General features: G+C 73.0%; 17 protein-coding genes. 10 read left to right on the forward strand and 7 right to left on the reverse strand.

What is annotated here, in order from left to right; genetic code table 11:
* Positions 1–32 precede the first annotated feature (32 nt).
* Positions 33–710, forward strand: coding sequence for a SanA/YdcF family protein (locus QF032_RS13340; protein ID WP_307056073.1), 678 nt, complete (start codon positions 33–35; stop codon positions 708–710).
* Between the two features lie 92 nt (positions 711–802).
* Here the strand turns inward: QF032_RS13340 and QF032_RS13345 are convergent, their stop codons facing one another.
* The 3 genes from QF032_RS13345 to QF032_RS13355 form a co-directional block, all read right to left on the reverse strand.
* Positions 803–1,570 (reverse strand): enoyl-CoA hydratase-related protein, encoded by a 768-nt coding sequence (locus QF032_RS13345; protein WP_306952422.1) that lies wholly within the window; start codon positions 1,568–1,570, stop codon positions 803–805.
* Between the two features lie 80 nt (positions 1,571–1,650).
* Entirely contained in the window at positions 1,651–2,988 is a 1,338-nt protein-coding gene (locus tag QF032_RS13350) for a hypothetical protein (RefSeq protein WP_307056074.1), read from the reverse strand.
* Entirely contained in the window at positions 2,985–4,502 is a 1,518-nt protein-coding gene (locus QF032_RS13355; protein WP_306952421.1) for an amino acid adenylation domain-containing protein, read from the reverse strand. The genes QF032_RS13350 and QF032_RS13355 overlap by 4 nt, the downstream gene beginning before the upstream one ends.
* A gap of 434 nt (positions 4,503–4,936) precedes the next feature.
* Here QF032_RS13355 and QF032_RS13360 point away from each other — a divergent pair, with 434 nt between their 5' ends.
* Positions 4,937–7,072, forward strand: coding sequence for a molybdopterin oxidoreductase family protein (locus tag QF032_RS13360; protein ID WP_307042746.1), 2,136 nt, complete (start codon positions 4,937–4,939; stop codon positions 7,070–7,072).
* A gap of 151 nt (positions 7,073–7,223) precedes the next feature.
* Here QF032_RS13360 and QF032_RS13365 read toward each other — a convergent pair whose 3' ends face one another.
* Positions 7,224–7,976 carry a TetR/AcrR family transcriptional regulator gene (locus QF032_RS13365; protein ID WP_307042748.1) on the reverse strand — a complete coding sequence of 251 codons (753 nt, stop codon included), beginning with the start codon at positions 7,974–7,976 and terminating at the stop codon, positions 7,224–7,226.
* Between the two features lie 200 nt (positions 7,977–8,176).
* On the opposite strand from QF032_RS13365, the gene QF032_RS13370 reads away from it, so the two are divergent.
* The gene (locus tag QF032_RS13370) at positions 8,177–9,682 is read left to right on the forward strand and encodes an MFS transporter (protein WP_307056075.1); all 1,506 of its coding nucleotides are present in this window, start codon (positions 8,177–8,179) and stop codon (positions 9,680–9,682) included.
* A 203-nt stretch (positions 9,683–9,885) separates the two neighbouring features.
* Here QF032_RS13370 and QF032_RS13375 read toward each other — a convergent pair whose 3' ends face one another.
* Entirely contained in the window at positions 9,886–10,587 is a 702-nt protein-coding gene (locus QF032_RS13375) for a DUF6215 domain-containing protein (protein WP_307042750.1), read from the reverse strand.
* A gap of 166 nt (positions 10,588–10,753) precedes the next feature.
* Positions 10,754–12,400, reverse strand: coding sequence for a M4 family metallopeptidase (locus tag QF032_RS13380; protein WP_307056076.1), 1,647 nt, complete (start codon positions 12,398–12,400; stop codon positions 10,754–10,756).
* A gap of 153 nt (positions 12,401–12,553) precedes the next feature.
* Here QF032_RS13380 and QF032_RS13385 point away from each other — a divergent pair, with 153 nt between their 5' ends.
* The 6 genes from QF032_RS13385 (at position 12,554) to nirD (ending at position 18,955) form a co-directional block, all read left to right on the forward strand.
* Positions 12,554–12,985 (forward strand): gamma-glutamylcyclotransferase family protein, encoded by a 432-nt coding sequence (locus QF032_RS13385; protein ID WP_307042754.1) that lies wholly within the window; start codon positions 12,554–12,556, stop codon positions 12,983–12,985.
* Positions 12,986–13,201: 216 nt separating this feature from the next.
* Positions 13,202–13,762, forward strand: coding sequence for a hypothetical protein (locus QF032_RS13390; protein ID WP_307056077.1), 561 nt, complete (start codon positions 13,202–13,204; stop codon positions 13,760–13,762).
* A gap of 243 nt (positions 13,763–14,005) precedes the next feature.
* A complete protein-coding gene (locus tag QF032_RS13395) occupies positions 14,006–14,632 on the forward strand; it encodes a class F sortase (protein ID WP_307042757.1) in 627 nt (208 codons plus the stop codon).
* A gap of 149 nt (positions 14,633–14,781) precedes the next feature.
* Positions 14,782–15,993 carry an NAD(P)/FAD-dependent oxidoreductase gene (locus tag QF032_RS13400; RefSeq protein WP_306952412.1) on the forward strand — a complete coding sequence of 404 codons (1,212 nt, stop codon included), beginning with the start codon at positions 14,782–14,784 and terminating at the stop codon, positions 15,991–15,993.
* Positions 15,993–18,599: a nitrite reductase large subunit NirB gene (gene nirB, locus QF032_RS13405; RefSeq protein WP_307056078.1), complete on the forward strand. Its 2,607-nt coding sequence runs from the start codon at positions 15,993–15,995 to the stop codon at positions 18,597–18,599. Before QF032_RS13400 ends, nirB begins: the two co-directional genes overlap by 1 nt.
* On the forward strand, positions 18,596–18,955 hold the full coding sequence (gene nirD, locus QF032_RS13410; RefSeq protein ID WP_306952410.1) for a nitrite reductase small subunit NirD: 360 nt from the start codon (positions 18,596–18,598) through the stop codon (positions 18,953–18,955). The genes nirB and nirD overlap by 4 nt, the downstream gene beginning before the upstream one ends.
* 175 nt (positions 18,956–19,130) lie before the next feature.
* On the opposite strand, the gene QF032_RS13415 is transcribed toward nirD, so the two are convergent.
* On the reverse strand, positions 19,131–20,069 hold the full coding sequence (locus QF032_RS13415) for an oxidoreductase (RefSeq protein ID WP_307056079.1): 939 nt from the start codon (positions 20,067–20,069) through the stop codon (positions 19,131–19,133).
* 305 nt (positions 20,070–20,374) lie between these two features.
* Here QF032_RS13415 and QF032_RS13420 point away from each other — a divergent pair, with 305 nt between their 5' ends.
* Positions 20,375–21,196 carry a MerR family transcriptional regulator gene (locus tag QF032_RS13420; RefSeq protein WP_306952408.1) on the forward strand — a complete coding sequence of 274 codons (822 nt, stop codon included), beginning with the start codon at positions 20,375–20,377 and terminating at the stop codon, positions 21,194–21,196.
* The last annotated feature ends 30 nt before the right edge of the window (positions 21,197–21,226 follow it).

Raw genomic sequence — 21,226 nt, forward strand, 5'->3', positions numbered from 1 at the left:
GGTCGAAGGGGTTTTTCGACCAGGGGGATCTCATGGACATCCGTCGACCGCGGCTGCCGCGCACCCGCACCGGGCGGCGCCGGCTGGTGCAGGCCGTGATGGCCGGGTGCGTGCTCGGGCTGCTGCCGGCCACCTGGCTGTACGTGTCCACGTCCGACCGGATCGGCACGACGGCTCAGGCGCCGAGCCGCGAGGTCGCCGTGGTGTTCGGGGCGGGGCTGTGGGACGGCGAGCCGTCGCCGTACCTCGCGCACCGGCTGGACGCGGCGGCGAAGCTGTACCGGGCCGGCCGGATCCAGGTCGTCCTCGTCACCGGAGACAACAGCCGCGAGGACTACGACGAGCCCGACGCGATGCGCGCCTATCTGACGCGGCACGGCGTGCCGGACCGGCGGATCGTCAGCGACTACGCCGGATTCGACACCTGGGACTCGTGTGTGCGCGCCAAGAAGATCTTCGGCGTCGACCGGGCCGTGCTGATCAGCCAGGACTTCCACATCCGGCGGGCGGTCGCGCTGTGCGAGGCGGCGGGCGTCGACTCCTACGGTGTCGGCGTCGCCGCCAAGCACGACGTCACCTGGCTCTACGGGGGCGCCCGGGAGGTCCTGGCGGCGGGCAAGGCGGCCCTTGACGCGGTGTTCGAGCCGGATCCCCGGTTCCTCGGGCCGAAGGAGCAGGGGGTGGCCCGGGCGTCGGCGGCGGCCAGGTGACGGCGTGACGGGGGCGGACGGGCGGGCGCGAGGGTGCGCGCCCCGGGCCCGCCGCACTCGCCGTGCCCGCCGTGCCCGCCGCCCGGGGAGCCTCAGCGTCCGGTGAAGCGGGGTGGCCTCTTCTCCAGGAACGCGGCCATCCCCTCCTTCTGGTCCTCCGTCGCGAACAGGGCGTGGAAGACACGGCGTTCGTAGCGGATACCGTCCCGCAGGCCGGTCTCCAGGGCCCGGTCCACGCACTCGCGGGCCGCCCGCACCGCAGCGCCCCCGTACGACGCGACGGCCGCCGCCGCCTCCCACGCCTCGGGCAGTACCCGGTCGTCGGGGACCACCCGGGAGACCAGGCCCGCGCGTTCCGCCTCGAGGGCGTCCATCGTGCGGCCGGTGAGGACCAGGTCCATCGCCTTCGCGCGGCCCACCAGACGGGTCAGGCGCTGGGTGCCGCCGATGCCCGGGATCACCCCCAGCTTGATCTCCGGCTGCCCGAAGACCGCCGACTCCCCCGCGATCACCAGATCGCACATCATCGCCAGTTCGCAGCCGCCGCCGAGCGCGACGCCGTTCACCGCGGCGATCCGCGGGGTGCGCAGGTCCGCGAAGTCCTCCCAGGCGGAGAAGTAGTCCTCCCTTGCCATCTCCACGGCCGACTTCCCCGCCATCTCCCTGATGTCGGCGCCGGCCGCGAAGGCCCGTTCGGAACCGGTGACGACGACGCATCCGACGGCGTCGTCCGCGTCCAACGGGCGCAGGACGTGCAGGAGTTCGCCCAGCAGTTCCGTGTTCAGCGCGTTGAGCACGTGCGGTCGGTGCAGACGGACCGTCACGACCCCGCCCGCGCGTTCCAGCTTCAGGTTGTCCATCGTGTTGCCTGCCTTCCCTTTCCCTGTCCGGGACCTCGTCGGGGCTCTGTGGGGGCCCTCGTCCGGGCTCTGTCCGGGGCTCACGAGTCCCAGATCGCGCCGTATGCCGGAATGCCGCGCCGTTCCAGGCCGTGCACCACCTGCCAGGTCAGCTTCCTGTTGGAGATGCAGATCACCGCCTCCGCCCCGAAGTCCCGGTAGGCGGCGTACGCGAGCGCCACCATGTCGGGCTTGCCGCTCCGGGAGGTGTCATGAACGACGGCGTGGGGCTGGGCGGCGAGGATCTCGTCGACGAGGGCGTCGCCGTAGGTCGCCCGTGGATCGCGGGTCGCCCAGACCAGCCGGGAGGGGACCTCGGCGGCCAGCAGATGCGGCAGGCAGGGGCCGATGCCGCTGCCGGTCGCCACGTACACCACCTTGGTGAACAGGACCTCGATGTTGGCGACCCCGGCGGTGGTGATGCCCTTCGTCCACACCTTCCGCGGCAGGTCGTCGATGAACGCGCCGGTCCAGTCGCCCGCCCGCGAGACGGTGAGGCGGAAACCGGACTCGCCGGGGGCCGGGACGTTGGCGAAGGAGTGCCACTCCTTCAGCGGGCTGCGGCTGATGGCGGTCGAGGAGCCCGCGAAGGGTGTCACGCCGTGGTCGAAGCGGGCCAACACCACATGGCGGGAGGGGCGTTCGAGGCGCACGTCCACCTTGCGCAGCCGCAGCCAGGGCAGCGCGACGCTGAAGGTGACCAGGGCCAGCACGGACACCGGCCCGGGGCCGGGAGCCGCCATCAGGGTGTGCGTCCAGAAGAGGGCGAGGGCGCCCCAGCCGCCGAAGCGGTGGATCTTCTCGAAGTGGTCGTGGTGCCGGGAGCGGAAGGGCGGCAGGGCGGTGGCGACGATCACGGCGAGCAGCGCCACCAGGGTCCAGCCGACGGCCCGCAGCGAGCCGTCGGTCGTCCGGAGCGTCAGCGCCAGGAACCAGGCCGCCCCCGCCAGCGCTCCGCCCACGTGCAGTCCGCCGAAGTGGTACACCTTGCCCAGCGTCCAGCGCAGCCGCAGCGGCCAGTGCGTCGGGGCCGAAGTCGCCAGCCGGAACAGCAGGTTGATGACGTACTGCTGGCGGACGAGGACGGCCAGGGCGAGGTTGGCGAGGGACGCGTGTGCCAGGGCTTCCATGGACAGGGGCCGACTCCCGTACGCGTAGGCCAGGTTGGCCAGCAGCACCAGCGCCGCGAGGCGGTTGTGGTGCATCAGACGCGGGTGCTTGAGCAGACGACGGGGCGCGGAGAGCAGCGGGGGCAGCTCGACGGACCGACGGTCCGGGGACGGCGAGGTGGAGGTGGAGGTGGAGGTAGAGAGAGAGGCGGAGGGCGCTGGGGGCGGTGCCGGGGACGCGGGCGGGGGCGGGGAGGAGGACGTCGTCATCGGGAGGCCACCGCCGTCCGCTCGCGGGCCAGCTTCAGCAGCGCCGGCTTGTCGATCTTTCCGCGGTCGGTCTCCGGCAATGCTGTCATGGGCATGACATCGTCGGGCACGCAGTAGTACGGCAGTGCGTCCGCCACCGCTCGGCGGGCCGCGTCGGGGTCCACGTCGGCCGGGCAGACGAAGGAGACCAGGCTGCGGGCGTCGCGCCGCAGGGTCACCGCCCGGGTGCAGCCCGGAACGCCTTCGAGGACCGACGACACGGAGTCCAGCTCGACGCGAAACCCGCGTACCTTGACCTGGTCGTCGGTGCGGCCGAGGTGTTCGAGTTCGCCGCCGGGGGTCCAGCGGCCGAGGTCGCGGGTGCGGAACATCCGGTGCCCCCTGCCGAGAAAGGGGTCGGGGGCGTAGCGCTCGGCGTTCAGCTCGTCGTTGCCGAGGTAGCCGGCCGAGACGCAGTCGCCGCCGGCCCACATCTCGCCGACCTCGCCGATGGGCAGGGCGCGGCGGTCGGCGTCGAGGACGTAGACGGTGTTGTTCGGGGTGGGGCGGCCGATGGTGAGCAGCGGGGCGGCCGGGGTGTGGCGGCTCATCGTGTTCACGATGGTCGTCTCGGTGGGGCCGCAGCAGTTGTGGAAGGCGGCCCGGGCCGCCCAGGCGTCGGCGAGCGGGCGCGGGCAGGGCTCGCCGGCGACGGCCACCGTGCGCACCCGGGGGCAGGCCGCCGGGTCGATGCCGGCGAGCACGGTCGGGGTGGCGACGAGGACGGTGGCGGTGCGGGCGGCCGCCGCGATGTCCTTGCCGCGGACGACCAGGGTGGCGCCGTGGGCGAGGCAGCCGAGGATCTCCCAGGCGGCCATGTCGAAGGCGATGTTGAGGAGTTGGGCCACCCGGTCGCCCGGGCGGATGCCGAGGCCTCCGGGTTCCGTGCACAGGAGGTTGGCGACGTTGCGGTGGGTGACCTTCACGCCGTTGGGGCAGCCGGTCGTGCCGGAGGTGAACAGGACGTAGCAGCCGTCGTCGGGGTCGATGCGGGGGCGGGGCGCGCGGGCGCGCGGGAGGGGTTCGTCGAGGGCGAGGACGCGGGGGCCGCGCGGGATCCGGGCGGCGTGCGCGCGCTGGGTGAGCACGACGCGGGTGGCTGCGGCCCGGACGACGTGGGCGAGCTGGGCGGGGGGTGCGAGGCCGATGTCCTGGGGGACGTAGGCCGCGCCCGCCTTCAGGATGCCGAGCAGGCCGACGAGCATCGGCAGCGAGCGGCGGACGAAGAGGCCGACGTGGTCGCCGGGGCGGACGCCCTCGAGGATCAGCCGGGCGGCGAGGGCGTCGGCGTACCGGTCGAGTTCGCCGTAGGTCAGGGTCGTGCCGTGGTGTTCGGCGGCGACCGCGTACGGGGTGGCCGCCGCGTGCCGTTCGACGGCGCGGTGGACCAGCGGGTCCGGGACGTCGACGGCGGGGCCGCGGCCGTAGCGCCAGAAGAGATCCTGGTCACGGGGGGCGAGATGGCGCAGAGGCATGGTGGGGTGACCTCCAGGCTGCTTCGGGATGCAGGTGACATGGCCGGCGGTGACGGCTCGCCCGGGGTGCGAACGCGGTGCGGGGGCGGACGCGGTGCGGGTCGCGCGCCGTGCGGTCTGACGCCGTGCGGAGTCGTGCGCCGTGCAGGGGTGGTGCGCTGTGCGGGGTCGTTCGCCGTGCGGGGTCGTTCGCGCACTCGACTGTAACGGCGGCCTTTCAAGCTTCAAGCATGCGCAACCGGACATCCACTGCACGGAATGAGTCACTTGTGGCGTCTTCGTCCACAGGGGCAACGTTCGGGCGGGTCGGCGACGACTCAAGGGCGGGGCGCCCTGTGCCTCACTCCGGGACGCGGCACCCGGGGAGGGTGCCAGCACACCGCCGTAACAGGAGGCCGCACGGCGCGTAACACGGGCGACGCACTCTGGGGGGCATGCTGACCGCCTCGACGCCCACCCACTGCCCGTACTGCGCCCTGCAGTGCGGGATGGCCCTGTCGCCTCTGCCCGCGGGGGGCGTCGAGGTGGTCGAGCGCACCGGCTTCCCGGTGAACCGGGGAGCGCTGTGCGGCAAGGGGCGCACAGCGGCCGCGGTGCTCGCCCCGGGCGTCCGGCTGACCTCGCCTCTCGTGCGGTCCGGCGGCTCGCTCGTGCCGGCCTCCTGGGACGAGGCGCTGGACCGGATCGCCGGCGAGCTGGGCCGGGTGCGGGCCGCGCACGGGGCCGACGCGCTCGGTGTGTTCGGCGGCGGCGGGCTGACCAACGAGAAGGCGTACGCGCTCGGCAAGTTCGCCCGGGTGGTGCTCGGCACCTCGCAGATCGACTACAACGGCCGGTTCTGCATGTCGTCCGCGGCGGCGGCCGGAATGAAGGCTTTCGGACTCGACCGGGGGCTGCCCTTCCCGCTGGAGGACATCCCGCGCACGGGCTGTGTGATCCTGGTCGGCTCCAACCTCGCCGAGACCATGCCGCCGGCCCTGCGGTTCTTCAGCGAACTGCGGGAGAACGGCGGCACGCTGATCGTCATCGACCCGCGCCGCACCAAGACCGCCGAGCAGGCCGACCTGCATCTGGCGCCGCGGCCCGGGACGGACCTCGCGCTCGCCCTCGGCCTGCTGCACCTGATCGTCGCCGAAGGACGGGTCGACGAGGAGTACGTGCGCGAGCGCACCGTCGGCTGGGAGGACGCCCGGGCGGCCGCCATGGCCCACTGGCCGGAGTACGTGGAACGGATCACGGGGGTGTCCGTTCCACAACTCCGGGAGACCGTACGGCTGTTCTGCGAGCCCGAGGCCGCGATGGTGCTCACCGCGCGCGGGCCCGAGCAGCAGTCCAAGGGCACCGACACCGTCGGCGCGTGGATCAACCTGTGCCTGGCGACGGGCCGGGCCGGGCGGCCGCTCAGCGGCTACGGCTGTCTGACCGGGCAGGGCAACGGGCAGGGCGGCCGCGAGCACGGCCAGAAGGCCGACCAGCTGCCCGGCTACCGCAAGCTGGACGACCCGGCGGCCCGGCGGCACGTGGCCGAGGTGTGGGGCGTGGACCCGGACTCGCTGCCCGGCCCCGGGCGCAGCGCGTACGAGCTCCTCGACGCGCTGGGGTCCGACGTCCGGTCGCTGCTGCTCATGGGGTCGAACCCGGTGGTGTCCGCGCCGCGCGCCGCGCACATCGAGGAACGCCTGAAGTCCCTCGACTTCCTCGCCGTCTGCGACGTCGTCCTGTCCGAGACGGCGGCCCTCGCGGACGTCGTCCTGCCCGTCGCCCAGTGGGCGGAGGAGACGGGGACGACGACCAGCCTGGAGGGCAGGGTGCTGCTGCGCCGGCAGGCGGTCACCGCTCCGGACGGCGTGCGCAGCGACCTGGCGGTGCTGCACGAACTGGCCGCGCGGCTGGGCGTCGAGAAGGGCTTCCCCGTCGAGCCCGAGGAGGTCTTCGAGGAGCTGCGGCGGGCCAGCGCGGGCGGGATCGCCGACTACTCCGGGATCAGCTACGAACGGCTGGCGGAGGAGGACGGGGTGTTCTGGCCCTGCCCTGCCGACCAGGACGGCCGTCCGGCGCCCGGCACGCCGCGCCTGTTCCTCGACCGGTTCGCCACCGAGGACGGCCGGGCCCGGTTCGCGCCCGTCTCACACCGGCCGAGCGCGGAGGAACCGGACGACGACTACCCCGTGCTGCTCACCACCGGGCGGGTGGTCGCGCAGTACCAGTCCGGCGCCCAGACCCGGCGGGTCGCCGAGCTGAACGCCGCCGCGCCCGGCCCGTTCGTGGAACTGCATCCCCGCCTGGCGGCGCGGCTCGGGGCGGCCGAGGGCGATCCGCTGGCCGTCGTGTCCCGGCGGGGACGGGCGGTGGCGCCGGCCCGGATCACCACGGGCATCCGCCCGGACACCGTTTTCATGCCGTTCCACTGGCCGGGCGCGGGCCGGGCCAACACCCTGACCAACCCGGCCCTGGACCCGACGTCGCGGATGCCGGAGTTCAAGGTGTGCGCGGTGCGGGTGGAGCTCGCTGGACCGTCCGTCTCGGGACCGTCCGCCAATGGACCGTCCGTCTCGGGACCGCCCGTCTAGGGACCGTCCGTCCAGGGATCGCGCGCTCCGACTCGCCGGCCACCTGCTCCGGCTCACCGGCCACCTGTTCCGAGCGCCCGAAGCCCCGCCCCGGACTGCTGCTCCGAAGCCCCCCACGCCGAACTCCTGCTCCTGGCCCTGTTCCGAACCCCTACTCCGGCAGGCGCAGGGCCAGGCCGTCCAGCACGACGTCCAGGCCGTAGGCGAACTTGCCCTCGCGCAGCGCCGCCGGGTCGGCCGACTCGGCGGCGCTCGCGGCGTACTCGGCGGCCAGGTGGGCATAGGGGGCGGCGGCCTGCTGGGCCGCGGGCATCAGGCGGGCGACGAAATCCGCCTCGGTCTCGCCGGAACGGGCGACCGTGGTGAGCCAGGCCGCCTCGGTGGTGCTCACGCCGATGACGTAGCTCAGCAGGGGCTCGATGACGCGGCCCGGTTCGGCGAACCCGGCGGCCGTGAACAGCGCGGCGAGCCGCTCCGAGAAGGCCATCAGGTTGGGGCCGAGGTAGGCGAGGCCCGCCTGGCCGAGGACCGAGGCGAGCCAGGGGTGGCGCAGCGCGGTCGCACGGAAGGAGCCCGCGGCCTCGGCGACGACGGCGCGCCAGTCGGGTCCGTCCGGTCCGGCGGGTCCGTCGGCCGACGGGACGTGGATCTCGGCGGCGACCTCGTCCACGGCCAGCTCCATCAGCTCGTCCTTGGTGGCGACGTGCCGGTAGAGGGAGGTCGCGCCGGCGTTCAGTCGGGCGCCCAGCTTGCGCATGCTCAGCGCCTCGATGCCGTCGGCGTCCAGCATGGCGACCGCCTCGCGGACGATCGCGTCCCGGCTGAGCGCGGGCTGGTCGGCTTCGCGGCGCCCGCGGGCCCACACGGAGGGGACGGGGCGGGGATTCTTCGTCTCGGCGGCCACGGCTCTGCTCCCAAAGGGGTCGACTGACGACGGGCGAACATCGTGCGCTTCCAGCGTACAGAGTTCCCTCGTTGCGCACATCGTTCCGCTGTGCGTACAGTGTGCGCAACGCCGAACGCCGTACGCATCACTCGGCGCCGTAACCGGAACAGTGTGCGCATCACGAGAACACCGTGCGCACGACGAAAGGACAGGACGTCATGGAAACCCGTATTCCCCGTCGCTGGTGGATCCTGGTCGTGCTGTGCCTGAGCACGCTGGTCCTGACGATCGACAGCATGGCGCTGACCGTCGCGGTGCCCTCGATGACCGAGGACATCGGTGCGAGCGCCCAGGACACCCAGTGGATCCTCGACTCCTACATCCTGGTCTTCGCGGGCCTGCTGCTGACCTCGGGAAGCCTCGGTGACCGTTTCGGCCGCCGGCGGGTCATGCTGATCGGCCTGACGCTGTTCGGGGCGGCCTCACTGGCCGCCACGTTCTGCACCGACCCCGGCGAGGTGATCGCCGTCCGCACCGCGATGGGCGTCGGCGGGGCGCTGATCATGCCGTCCACGCTGTCGATCCTCATCACCGTCTTCGACGAGGAGGAGCGCGGCAGGGCGATGGCGGCGTGGGGCTCGGTGTCCATGCTGGGCCTGGTCGGCAGTCCGGTCCTGGGCGGCGTCCTCATCGACCACTTCTCCTGGCACTCGATCTTCCTGATCAACGTCCCGGTCGTCGTGCTCGCCGTCGTCGCCGCCGTGACCCTGATGCCGGAGTCCAGGGCCCCCTGGCAGAAGCCCGACCCGCTGGGCGCGGTGCTCTCCGCGGTCGGCATGACCGCGCTGGTCTGGTGGATCATCGAGCTTCCGCTGCACGGCGCGTTCGGCGGGCGCTCCGCCCTCAGCCTCGCGGTCGCCGTCCTCGGTCTGGCCGGGTTCGTGGTCTGGGAGAACGTCACCCCCTCGCCGATGGTCCCGCTGGTCCTCTTCAAGCACCGCAACTTCAGCGGCGGTTCGCTCTCGCTGGCCCTGGTGCAGATCGGCAACGGCGGCCTGCTGCTGGTCCTCACCCAGTACCTGCAGTTCGTCCTCGGCTACTCCCCCGTCCGCGCCGGTCTCGCCTTCCTGCCGTTCGCCCTCGCGGCACTGGCCGGCAACGGGGCGGGCGCGCACCTGGCCGGGAGGATCGGCAACCGGTTCGTCGTCCTGGCCGGGATGGCCGTGATGGCCGCCTCTTTCGCGCTCCTCGCCACGGTCGGCGCGGACTCCGGCTTCACCGTCCCGGCCGTGGCCCTGGGACTGCTCGGACTCGGCGCCGGACTCGCGATGCCCGCCGCCGTCGCCGCGCTGATGAGCACCATCCCGGCGGACAAGGCGGGTGTCGGCTCGGCCCTGAACGACACCGTCCAGCAGGCCGGCACCGCGCTCGGCATCGCGATCCTCGGCTCCCTGCTGACCAGCGGCTTCGCCGCCGGGATGCCGGCCGACGCCCCCGAGGCGGCCCGGCAGTCGATCGGCGGGGCGCTGGCGGCGGCCGGCGGCGACCGCACTCTGGTCCGGGAGGCCCGGGAGGCCTTCACCGCCTCGATGACGACGACCTTCACGATCAGTGCGATCGGTGTCCTGGCGGCGGCCGTGCTGGCGGCCCTGGTCATGCGCGACACCACGCCGCGGCAGCCGGTCGCCGAGGCGCGCGCGGAGGAACCGCAGCCGGTCGCCTGACCGTCGCGACTCCCGCACCGCGAAGGCCGGCGCCCCACGGGGGGACGTCGGCCTTCGGCGTGTCCGTCGGACTCCGGCCGCCATCACCGTGTTCCGGCCGCCCTTACCGTGTTCCTGGCCGCCATCGCCATGTTCCGACCGCCATCACCGTGCTGCTGGACCGCGGCACGACCGGACGGCGTGCGACGACGCCGGGCGGCAGGTCAGCGGGCGGCGGCCCAGCCCGGGATCGTGGGCAGGACCTGCTGGGCGATGCGCAGCAGTGCCGCGTCGTCCGGCCGCACGTCGTCCTGGCGCCAGATGGAGAGCTCGTAGGAGCCGCCGCGATCCTTGGCGTCCGGGGCGACGACCAGGGTGCGGGCGATGCCGCCGGGCGCGCTCTGCGACTTGCCGCCGCCCAGGTTGAACCGAATGGCGATCGTCGGGCTCGAGTAGAGCACCGCGGGGTGACCCGCGACCGTCCTCGTCTGCGCCTCGTTCAGCAGATCCTGCATCCCGGCGATCGGGAGGCCGTCGTAGGACCGCGACAACTTCACCGTGTAGGTGTCCAGTTGGACGGTCCCCTCGGGGGACGGGATCGTCTTGTCCCCCGTCTCGACCGAGCCGTCACTGCCGTATGCGGTCAGCGCGCGTTCCGCCGGCGTGCCGAGGAGCGTCGGCAGGTCCTTGCGGTTGAGCGCCGTGCACAACTGCGTCCCGGAGACGCGCTGCGCCGCCTTCGCGGCCTCGGCGGCCTTCTCGTCCTCGTCGTCGACCCGGCACGTGGCCGGCTTGTCGGCGGCCTTCGCGTCGTTCTGCTGGAGGACGTAGAGCGCGCCCCCCAGCGCGCCGACCACCACCAGCGCCGCGATGGCCTGAGCCCATGCGTTCGGGCCCTTCTCGGCCGCGGCGACTTCCTCGGTCATGTCCCCCACTGTCCCCACTGTCCCCATTACCCCCGGTACCCCCTGCTCGCGCGGGATGCGCGCGCAGGGAGCGTAGCGGGTGACCAGGCCACGGGGAAGCGTGATCGCGCCACGGCCCGCCCCGGAAGTCTTCGGGGCGGGCCGCGGCGTCGGGGAGCGGCGGAGGTCAGTTCACGTTGACGGCGCTCCAGGCCGCCGCCACCGCGTTGTACTCCGTGCCGCCGGCGCCGTAGAGGTCACGGGCGGCGTTCAGGGTCGCCGTCCGCGCACCCGCGTACTTGGTGGAGGACGTCATGTAGACGGTCAGCGCCCGGTACCAGATGGCGCCCAGCTTGTCGCGGCCGATGCCGGTGACCGTCGAGCCGTTGGACGTCGGGGAGTTGTAGGTGACGCCGTTGATCGTCTTCGTTCCGCTGCCCTCCGCGAGGAGGTACGCGAAGTGGTTGGCGACGCCCGAGGAGTAGTGCACGTCGAGGTTGCCGACCGAGCTGCTCCAGGAGTCGGCCGAATTGCCGTCCTTGCTCGGCTTGTCCATGTAGCGCAGGGCGTCCCGGCCGAATCCGGAACGGACGATCTTCTCGCCGATGAGGTAGTCGCCGACGTCGGAGGAGTTGTTGGCGTAGAACTCCACCAGCGAGCCGAAGATGTCGGAGGTCGCCTCGTTCAGGCCGCCGGACTCGCCCGAGTAGGTCAGGTTCGCCGACTTGGACGTCACGCCGTGCGACATCTCGTGGCCGGCCACGTCCAGCCCCACCAGCGGGCCGAGCTGCGTGGCGTTGCCGTCGCCGTACGTCATGCAGAAGCAGCTGTCGTCCCAGAAGGCGTTGGCGTAGTTGTTGCCGTAGTGGACGCGGTTGTAGGAGCCCTTGCCGTCGTTGCCGATGCCGTTGCGGCCGTGCACGTTCTTGTAGTAGTCCCAGGTCACGTTGGTGCCGTACTGGGCGTCCACGGCCGCCGTCGCGCGGTCGGCCGCGGCTCCCGTCCCCCAGTGGTTGTCGGCGTCCGTGAACAGCGTTGCGGGGGCCCGGCTGAAGCAGATGCCGAAGAAGCACAGGTCGGTCTTGTTCTCCGCGTCGCCGGTGTACGTGTTGCCGCGCGTCGGGTCCTTGAGCTGGTACGTCGATCCCGACTGGGTCGTCTCCAGCGCGACCGTGCCGCCGTACAGGGACTTGCCGTCGCCGGTGACCGTCTCCAGGGCGTCCCAGGCGTCGATCTGGGCGCCGGTGCGCGCGTCGGTCAGCACGGTGCGGGCGACCGGGTTGCCGAGCGAGTCCAGCCCGACGGCGTTGGTCCGCCAGGCCAGTCTCGGGGCGCCGTGCAGGGCGTCGACGACCAGCTGCGGCTTGGCCTTCACCTGCTGGAGACGGTCGCCGAGGTTGGCCGCGCGCAGGGCGTTCACGGCGACGTCGGCGGCCTTGGGCGCGGAGAGCTTCGGGGTGATGCTCGGCAGTTCGATCGCCGCCCCGGTCGCGCGGTCGGCGCTGCGGTACGTGCCGTCGGGGGCCAGGTGGATCACGAAGTCCCCGCCGAGCACCGGGAGTTGCCGGTAGGTGCGGTCGTAGCGGACGTGCTGGGCGCCGTTCTTGTCGACCACCACGTCACGCACGGACGTGGCCTGCCCGGCGGTGACGCCCAGGGCCGCGGCCCGGTCGGCGAGGACCTCCGCCGCGTTGTCGAGGGCGGTGGCGCGGGTCGGTCTGTCGGCCGCACCGGCGGCCGGGGAGAGCGCGGCGGCCAGGAGTGCGGCCGTGGTGACGGCGATGCCGGTGGTGGTGAGACGGGAACCTCGGACGTGCTGCCGTATCCGACTCATCAGTCTCTTCGGTCTCCTCAGGAAGGCGCCGTGGGGGCGCGCGTGGGGATGGCGCTGACGTCGTCCTGGCATTTAAGAGGCCTCGACATGTCATGTCCATAGCATCGACGCGAGGGACCGGTGCAGGGGCGGTGAGGGGAGAGAATCGGTTCCGTGACCGCACCCGCACTCCCCTTCTTCGTCTACGGCACCCTGCGCCCGGGCCAGGTCAACCACGACCTCTTCCTGCACGGCCGCACCCTGCGCGAGGAGCCGGCCCGGCTGCCGGGCGCGGTGCTGTACGACGGGCCCGGATATCCCTACGCGGTCGAGGCCCCGGGCGAAGCCGGCGCGACCGTCGCCGGGGACCTCGTGACGGCCCGCCCCGAGACGTACGCCCGGCTGCTCGCCGACCTCGACCGGCTGGAGGAGTACTCACCCGGCGACCCGCGCAACCTCTACGAGCGCGTCGCGCGCGAGGTGACGAGGCCGGCCGGCGCCACTCCCGTCCGCGCCTGGGTGTACGTGGCCGCACCCGCCGTCGCCGCCGGTCTGCGGGTGCGCGGAAAGCCGATCGAGGGCGGCGACTGGCTCACCCGGCACTGACCGGTCACCCGTTCACACGCCCTGCGGACGGTTTTCCGCGCGACTCCCGCCACACGCACGTGACCTGGCGAAACGTGACCGCGGACCACCCCGGCCGCAGCACATCTGACACCCGTTCAACCCATTCCTGACGCATCATCAGCAAGCGCGTCCGCCCCGCTGCGACTTACCTCGGAAGGGCAGGGAATCTCGAGGAGCGAGCTCGAAGGAGCATCGATGCGACGACGGACCGCCCGTCTGCTGACCGCCCGTCTGCTGACCGGTACCGCGCTCGCCGTCACCGCCGCGGCCGCCTTCGCCGCGCCCGCGCACGCCGTCGCCGGCAGCAGTAGCACCGGTACCGACGCGGGACACCTGGAGGTGTACCCGGCCACCGCGGTGCCGGGCGGACAGGTCTCGGTGAACACGGCGGACTGCGGGGCGGGCGCGGCGGCCGGCGACGCCGGAGCCGTGGGCGCCGGCCGCTTCCCGCTCGCGCCCGTCGCCCACGAGGGCGAGGCGGCCGGACGGTTCGGGGTGCCGCCGAGCGCGCAGCCGGGCACGTACGAGATCGTCGCGGAGTGCGCCGCGGACGGCCGGCGGATCACCGGTGACCTGGTGGTCGTGCTGGCCTCGGACCGGCAGCAGACCCATCCGCGAGGAAGTGTGAAGACGGGGGTCGGCGGCGCACTGGGCCCCGACCCCGTACAGACCGCGGCCGGTGTGACGGGTCTCGCCGTCGCCGCCGCGGGCGGTACCTGGCTCCTGCATCGCCGGGCGAGAGGCGACGGGATCTGACGGACACCCTCCGCTGTCCGTCCGCCGGTACCGCATGTCCCCTCCCCCTCCGGGTCCGACGCCCCTCGCGGCCCGGAGGGGGACACGGGAGTTCCCGCACGCTCCCGCACGCCCGCCGCCACCACGGCGGCCGCCACCACGCGGGACATCACCACATCGGACGTCACCAAGCCGGACGTCACCAAGCCGGACGCCATACGCCGGACATCACCACGCCGGACGTCACAGAAACGGGGTCTCCCGATGCGCAGGGTCGGCAACACCGCCATATCCGCCGTCACCGCGGCCGCCCTGTGCAGCGGCGCGTGGCTGCTGCACAGCGGCGCCGAGACGCACGCCCCGCCGCAGCCGTCCGCCGCCCAGGCCCACACGGCCGGCCCGGACGCCCCGGCCAGGTCCGCCCCGGTGCTGCCACCCTCCCCACCCGACCGCATCCGCATCCCCGCGATCCATGTGGACGCCCCCCTGACGGGCCTCGCCCTCACCCCGTCCGGCAGCCTCGACGTCCCGCCCGCCGAGAAGGAGAACCTCGCCGGCTGGTACGAGGCCGGCACCACCCCCGGCGAAAGGGGCACCGCGATCGTCGCCGGCCACGTCGACAACGCCGACGGTCCCGCCGTCTTCTACGACCTCGGCGCGCTGCGCAGGGGCAGCGCCATCGAGGTGGACCGGCGTGACGGCGGCGTGGCCGTGTTCACCGTGGACGCCGTCGAGGTCTACCCGGCCCGCGACTTCCCCGACGAGAAGGTCTACGGGGCGGCGAGCAGGCCCGAGCTGCGGGTGATCACCTGCGGCGGGGGCTACTCGAAGGCCACCGGCTACCAGGGCAACGTGGTCGTCTTCGCCCATCTGACGTCCGCACGCGGCTGACCGCCGCCCGCCCCGGGGGCCCTCACCCCCGGGAGCCGCCGGGCCGCCGGAACCCTCACACCGCGCCCCGGGCCCCGCTGAGGGCAGCGTTCCTCGCGGGAAACAACCGTGATGCGGACGGGTAACGTCGGCACCGCACGCTCCTGGACATGACCTCGAATTCGCGTGTGGTGGTGATCGGCGCCGGCCTCGCGGGCGCCCGACTCGCCCGCCGGCTCGGCGAGCTGGGCACGCCCGCACTGCTCGTCGGCGAGGAGGAGCACCGGCCGTACAACCGGGTCCTGCTCGCGGAGGTGCTGGCCGGCCGGTACGCCCCCGAGGTGATCGCGCTGCCCGCGCCCGCCGGACTGGTCCGGGCCCGGGTGACCGGCATCGACCGCGACCGGCGGACCGTGTCCTGCGCGGACGGCTCCGAGATCGCGTACGGCACGCTCGTCCTGGCTACCGGCTCCAACCCGGTGCTGCCGCCGCTGCGCGGCCTGTTCACCCCCGACCACGTCCTGCCCGAGGGCGTCCACGCCTTCCGGACCATGGACGACTGCCTCGGCCTGTCCAAGGCGGTCCGGCCGGGTGTGCGGGCGGTCGTCATCGGCGGCGGGCTGCTCGGCGTCTCGGCGGCCCGTGCGCTCGCCGTGCGCGGCGCGCAGGTCGTCCTCGCCCAGCAGGCCGAGCGCCTGATGGAACGCCAGCTCGACCCGAACGCCTCCCGGCTGGTCCTGCGGCACCTGAAGGACCTCGGCGTCGAGGTCCACACCGAGTGCCGGGTGCGCGACGTGCGCTGCCTGGGCGGCGCCGTCCGCTCGGTGGAGATGGCCGACGGCTACGCCCTCGACGCCGACCTGGTGGTGCTGGCCTGCGGCGTCTCGCCGCGCGCCGGTCTCGCCAAGGACGCGGGACTCGCCGTCCACAAGGGCGTCCTCGTCGACGACGAGCTGCGCACCTCCGACCCCCACATCCGCGCGATCGGCGACTGCGCACAGCACGACGGGACCGTGTACGGCCTCGCCGCGCCCGCCCTGGAACAGGCCGACGCGCTGGCCGAGTCGCTCGCCGGACGGCCGTCCCGCTACACCGGCACCCGCGTCCTCACCCGGCTCACCCTCGCCGGCAACAGCGCCTTCGACCTCGCCGCCTTCGGCGAGACCGAGCCGCTCCCCGGCGACGACGTCGTGCAGCTCGCCGACGCCACCCGAGGCACCTACCGCAAGGTCGTCGTCCGCGACGACCGCCTGGTCGGCGGGGTCCTCGTCGGCGAACTCGGCACCGTCGGCGCGCTCGCCCGCGCCTGGGAGGGAGCAGAGCCGCTGCCCTCCGACGGCGGCCCCCTGCTCCACCTGCTCACCAACGATGGAGGCTCCTGATGACCGCCACCCCGGAGGCCACGGAGGCCACCCCCACGATCGTGCTCGTCGGCCACGGCATGGTCGGCCAGCGTTTCCTCGAGGCGCTCGCCGAACGCGGCCTGACCGCCACCCACCGCGTGGTCGTGCTCTGTGAGGAGCCGCGTCCCGCCTACGACCGCGTCGCCCTCACCTCGTACTTCTCGGGGAAGACGCCCGAGGACCTGTCCCTGACCGACCTGGAGTTCATCGCCGCGCACGGCATCGAGCTGCACGTCGGGGACCCCGCGCAGACCGTCGACCGCGAGGCCCGCCGGGTGACCGCCCGCTCGGGACTGGTCGTCGACTACGACGTCCTCGTGCTGGCCACCGGCTCCTACCCGTTCGTCCCGCCGGTGCCCGGCAAGGACGCCGAGGGCTGCTTCGTCTACCGCACGATCGACGACCTCCTCGCCATCGAGGAGTACGCGAGGACGCGCGCCACGACCGGCGCCGTCGTCGGCGGCGGGCTCCTCGGACTGGAGGCGGCGGGCGCCCTCAAGGGCCTCGGACTCACCTCCCACATCGTGGAGTTCGCGCCCCGGCTGATGCCCGTCCAGGTCGACGCGGGCGGCGGCGCGGCCCTGCTGCGCACCATCGAGGACATGGGCCTGTCCGTGCACACGGGCGTCGGCACCCAGGAGATCCTGGTCGGCGAGGACGGCGCCGTCACCGGCATGAAGCTCTCCGACGGCTCCGAACTCGCCGCCGACATGGTGGTGTTCAGCGCCGGTGTGCGCCCCCGCGACCAGCTCGCCCGCGACTGCGGACTGACGGTCGGCGAGCGCGGCGGCATCACCGTCGACGAGCAGTGCCGCACCGTCGCCGACCCGCACGTCTTCGCGATCGGCGAGTGCGCGCTGGCCGCCGACGGCCGGGTGTACGGCCTGGTCGCGCCGGGCTACGAGCAGGCCGAGACCGCGGCCGCGACGATCGCGGCCGACGAGGCCAGTTTCACCGGCGCCGACCTGTCGACCAAGCTGAAGCTGCTCGGCGTGGACGTGGCGTCCTTCGGCGACGCGCACGGCACCGCCGAGGACTGCCTGGACGTCGTCTACTCCGACTCCCGCTCCGGCCTGTACAAGAAGCTGGTCATCGGCCGTGACGGCACCCTGCTCGGCGGCATCCTGGTCGGCGACGCGGAGGCCTACGGCACCCTGCGGGCGTTCACCGGGTCCGTGCCGCCCGTCTCCCCCGAGTCGCTGGTCCTGCCGGCCGGTTCCGGAGAGGCCGTCCAGCTCGGCCCGTCCGCGCTGCCCGACGAGGCGATCATCTGCTCCTGCCACAACGTGTCCAAGGGCGCCATCCGGGGCGCGGTGACGGAGCACTCCTGCACGACCGTGCCCGAGGTCAAGAAGTGCACCAAGGCCGGCACCGGCTGCGGCAGCTGCGTCAAGGTGCTCGGCCAGCTGGTCACCGCCGAGCTGGAGGCCAGCGGCGTCGAGGTCGACAAGGGCCTGTGCGGCTGCTTCTCGCAGACCCGCGAGGAGCTGTACGAGATCGTCCTCGCCCTGCGCATCAACACCTACCAGGGCCTCCTGGACCGCTACGGCCGCGACGGCGCCCGGGGTGGCGACGGCTGCGACGTCTGCAAGCCCGCGATCGGCTCGATCATCGCGTCCCTCGCCCCGACCATCGGTGCGAGCGGCTACGTCCTGGACGGCGAGCAGGCGGCGCTGCAGGAGACCAACGACCACTTCCTGGCCAACCTGCAGAAGAACGGCTCCTACTCGGTCGTCCCGCGCATCCCCGGCGGCGAGATCACCCCCGAGGGCCTCATCGTGATCGGTGAGATCGCCCGCGACTTCGGCCTCTACACCAAGATCACCGGAGGTCAGCGGATCGACATGTTCGGCGCCCGCGTCGAGCAGCTCCCGCTGATCTGGACCCGGTTGGTCGACGCCGGCTTCGAGTCCGGCCACGCCTACGGCAAGTCCCTGCGCACCGTGAAGTCCTGCGTCGGCCAGACCTGGTGCCGCTACGGCGTCCAGGACTCCGTCCGCATGGCGATCGACCTGGAGCTGCGCTACCGGGGGCTCAGGTCGCCGCACAAGCTCAAGTCGGCGGTGTCGGGCTGTGCCCGCGAGTGCGCCGAGGCCCAGTCGAAGGACTTCGGCGTCATCGCCACCTCCAACGGCTGGAACCTCTACGTCGGCGGCAACGGCGGCGCCACCCCGCGCCACGCCGACCTGCTCGCCCAGGACCTGTCGGACGCCGAACTCGTCCGGCTGATCGACCGGTTCCTGATGTTCTACATCCGCACCGCCGACCGCCTGGAGCGCACCTCGACCTGGCTGGAGCGCATCCCCGGCGGCCTCGACCACGTGCGGGACGTGGTGGTGGAGGACTCGCTCGGCATCTGCGAGGAGCTGGAGTCCCTGATGACGGCGCACGTCGCGCACTACGCCGACGAGTGGGCGACCACCATCAACGACCCCGAGAAGCTGGCCCGGTTCGTGTCCTTCGTGAACGCGCCGGACACCCCCGACCCGGTCGTCGGCTTCGTCCCCGAGCGCGACCAGATCAAGCCCGACCTGCCGCTGCTGACCATCGGCCACCGACCCCTGGAAGGGAGTGCCCAGCGATGACCCTGGCGCCCGAGACCACCGACCTGAAGGTTCAACTCCGGCTGGCGCAGCACGCGGACGAGTGGTTCACGGTCTGCGACCTGAGCCTGCTCGTCCCCGGCCGGGGCGTGGCCGCCCTGCTGCCGGACGGCCGCCAGGTCGCCCTGTTCCGCGACCGCGCCGGCGAGCTGTACGCCGTCGACAATCGCGACCCGTTCAGCGGCGCGGCCGTCCTCTCCCGCGGTCTCACCGGCACCCACCAGGGCCGCCCGTTCGTCGCCTCCCCCCTGCTCAAGCAGCGCTTCGACCTGACCAGCGGCGATTGCCTGGACGACGAGACGGTACGCATCCACACGTACCAGGTCCGCACGGCCTGAGGAAGCGGTCCGGCCCGGCCGGCGGCACGGATGCCGACCGGTCCGGTGACTCACCGGACCGCCGCCGAAGGCGGGGGCGGCCTCGGACACCGAGCAGCCCGGCAGCGACACCGGCAACGGCACCCGAACGGGGTTCCGGCCCCTGGAGCGCTCAGGACGTCCGGCCATCGACGCATCAGACCTTCAGGGCGTCGTACGACACCCCGGTCAGTTCCTCGGAGGCGGTCCACAGCCGTGCCGCCACCCGGTCGTCGAGGGTCCAGGGCGCGCGCCACGAGCGTCCTGGAGCGCCGCGCCACATCGCGACGGACGGGCCGGTGAACGAGTCCGGGCACACGCCGGGCGCGGTCGCCGCGTACAGGGCGGGCAGCGCGCCGGCCTCGGCGGGCTGGGCGAGCACCCGGTTGCCGAGCGCCATCATCCGCTCGGCGGCCCGGCGTCCCTCCGCGCGCGGGCCGGCCGTCTGGAGGTTGGTCGACGCGTACCCCGGGTGCGCGGCCGCCGCCACCAGGTCGGCGCCGGTCGCCGCGAGCCTGCGCGCCAACTCGTGCGTGAAGAGCAGGTTGGCGGTCTTGGAGCGCCCGTAGGCGACCCAACGGCGGTACCGCCTCTCGGAGTTGAGATCACGGAGATCGACCGTGCCGAGCAGGTGCGCCATGCTGGACACGGTCACGACCCGAGGCCCGGGGGTCCGGTCCCCCGCGGCGAGCAACGTGGGCAGCAGCAGCCCGGTGAGGGCGAAGTGCCCGAGGTGGTTCACCCCGAACTGCGTCTCGAACCCGTCCGCGGTGACGCCGTACGGCATCGCCATCACCCCGGCGTTGTTGACGAGCAGGTCGAGCCGCTCGTACGGCAGCGACACGGCGAACGCCCGCACCGAGGTGAGATCCCCGAGGTCGAGCGACCGCAACTCCACGTCGGCCCCCGGCACTTCCGCACGCAACCGCTCGATGGCGTCCCTCCCCCGCGCCTCACTCCGACAGGCGAGCACGACGCGCGCACCCCGCCGTGCGAGCTCCCGCGCGGTGACGTACCCGAGCCCGCTGTTGGCCCCGGTGACCACAGCGGTGCGACCGCCCTGATCAGGCATGTCGCGCACATCCCAGGCACCCATGACCGTCCTCCCTCCACACCCCGTTCCCGCAACCGAAGCGTAGGCGACCGCGACCGGGACCTCGCGAGAGTCTCAGCCCCCGGCCAGCCGACAGCCGTCCGCGTAGCCGATCAGCGTGCTCTCGAACCGCGGCTCCACCGGACGCTCGCACGACTGCCCGGATCACGCGCAGGCAGGTACCCGGTACGGCTGTCGTGGGCGACGAAGCCCCACGTTCCCGCTGTCCGCCCTCTCTCCCTCCTTCACTTGCCGCCGAGTAGCTTCTTGACTCTCACACCGTGTGAGGCGGTCAGCTCGGAGACATCATGTTCACCATCGGAGACTTCGCCCGGCACGGCCGCGTCTCGGTCCGCATGCTGCGTCACTACGACGCGACCGGACTGCTGCGCCCGGCCCACGTCGACCCCGCCAGCGGCTATCGCCACTACACCGCTGCCCAGCTCGCCCGTCTCAACAGGATCATCGCGCTCAAGGATCTCGGATTCACCCTCCAGCAGGTCCGGGACATCGTGGACGACAAGGTCGGCCTCGAGGAACTGCGCGGCATGCTGCGGCTGCGGCAGGCCGAACTGGAGACCGCGATGGCCGCCGCGGGAGCACGGCTGGTCCAGGTCGAGGCGAGGCTCCGAGCCATCGAGAGCGAGGGGCACATGCCCACGAACGATGTCGTCATCAAGAGCGTCTCTCCCATGAGGGTGGCGGAGCTGTCCGCGACCGCCGCGAGCTACGGGCCCGAGGACATCGGCCCGGTCATCGGGCCGCTCTACGACGAGCTGTTCCGATGCCTGGAGTCCGCGGGCATCACCCCCACGGGCCCCGGCGTCGCCTACTACGAGGACGCCCCGGAGGGCGGCGGCAGGATCAGCGTCCACGCCGCCGTCCAGGTCTCCGCCCCTCTCCTGGACGGTGCCTTCCGCGTCCTCGACCTGCCGCCCCTCGACCAGGCGGCGACCATCGTGCACCGCGGCTCGATGGACACCGTGCTCCCCACCGCCCAGGCCCTGGCCCGCTGGGTCGACGCCAACGGCTACCGGCCGATCGGGTACCCCCGTGAGATCAACCTGGAATGCCCCGAGAACCGCGACGACTGGGTGACGGAGCTGCAGGCACCGGTGACCCGGACCTGACGGCTCACGCCCCGGACACTCTCGTCTTCG

This window comes from Streptomyces achromogenes (genome assembly GCF_030816715.1).
Lineage (GTDB): Bacteria > Actinomycetota > Actinomycetes > Streptomycetales > Streptomycetaceae > Streptomyces > Streptomyces achromogenes_A.

Bases quoted from the DNA above. Each gene is read 5' to 3' on its own strand.
- QF032_RS13400 (WP_306952412.1), top strand. From the start codon at position 14,782: ATGACCTCGAATTCGCGTGTGGTGGTGATCGGCGCCGGCCTCGCGGGC.
- QF032_RS13390 (WP_307056077.1), top strand. From the start codon at position 13,202: ATGCGACGACGGACCGCCCGTCTGCTGACCGCCCGTCTGCTGACCGGT.
- QF032_RS13345 (WP_306952422.1), bottom strand. From the start codon at position 1,570: ATGGACAACCTGAAGCTGGAACGCGCGGGCGGGGTCGTGACGGTCCGT.
- nirD (WP_306952410.1), top strand. From the start codon at position 18,596: ATGACCCTGGCGCCCGAGACCACCGACCTGAAGGTTCAACTCCGGCTG.
- nirB (WP_307056078.1), top strand. From the start codon at position 15,993: ATGACCGCCACCCCGGAGGCCACGGAGGCCACCCCCACGATCGTGCTC.
- QF032_RS13340 (WP_307056073.1), top strand. From the start codon at position 33: ATGGACATCCGTCGACCGCGGCTGCCGCGCACCCGCACCGGGCGGCGC.
- QF032_RS13370 (WP_307056075.1), top strand. From the start codon at position 8,177: ATGGAAACCCGTATTCCCCGTCGCTGGTGGATCCTGGTCGTGCTGTGC.
- QF032_RS13380 (WP_307056076.1), bottom strand. From the start codon at position 12,400: ATGAGTCGGATACGGCAGCACGTCCGAGGTTCCCGTCTCACCACCACC.
- QF032_RS13350 (WP_307056074.1), bottom strand. From the start codon at position 2,988: ATGACGACGTCCTCCTCCCCGCCCCCGCCCGCGTCCCCGGCACCGCCC.
- QF032_RS13360 (WP_307042746.1), top strand. From the start codon at position 4,937: ATGCTGACCGCCTCGACGCCCACCCACTGCCCGTACTGCGCCCTGCAG.
- QF032_RS13395 (WP_307042757.1), top strand. From the start codon at position 14,006: ATGCGCAGGGTCGGCAACACCGCCATATCCGCCGTCACCGCGGCCGCC.
- QF032_RS13415 (WP_307056079.1), bottom strand. From the start codon at position 20,069: ATGGGTGCCTGGGATGTGCGCGACATGCCTGATCAGGGCGGTCGCACC.
- QF032_RS13375 (WP_307042750.1), bottom strand. From the start codon at position 10,587: ATGACCGAGGAAGTCGCCGCGGCCGAGAAGGGCCCGAACGCATGGGCT.
- QF032_RS13355 (WP_306952421.1), bottom strand. From the start codon at position 4,502: ATGCCTCTGCGCCATCTCGCCCCCCGTGACCAGGATCTCTTCTGGCGC.
- QF032_RS13420 (WP_306952408.1), top strand. From the start codon at position 20,375: ATGTTCACCATCGGAGACTTCGCCCGGCACGGCCGCGTCTCGGTCCGC.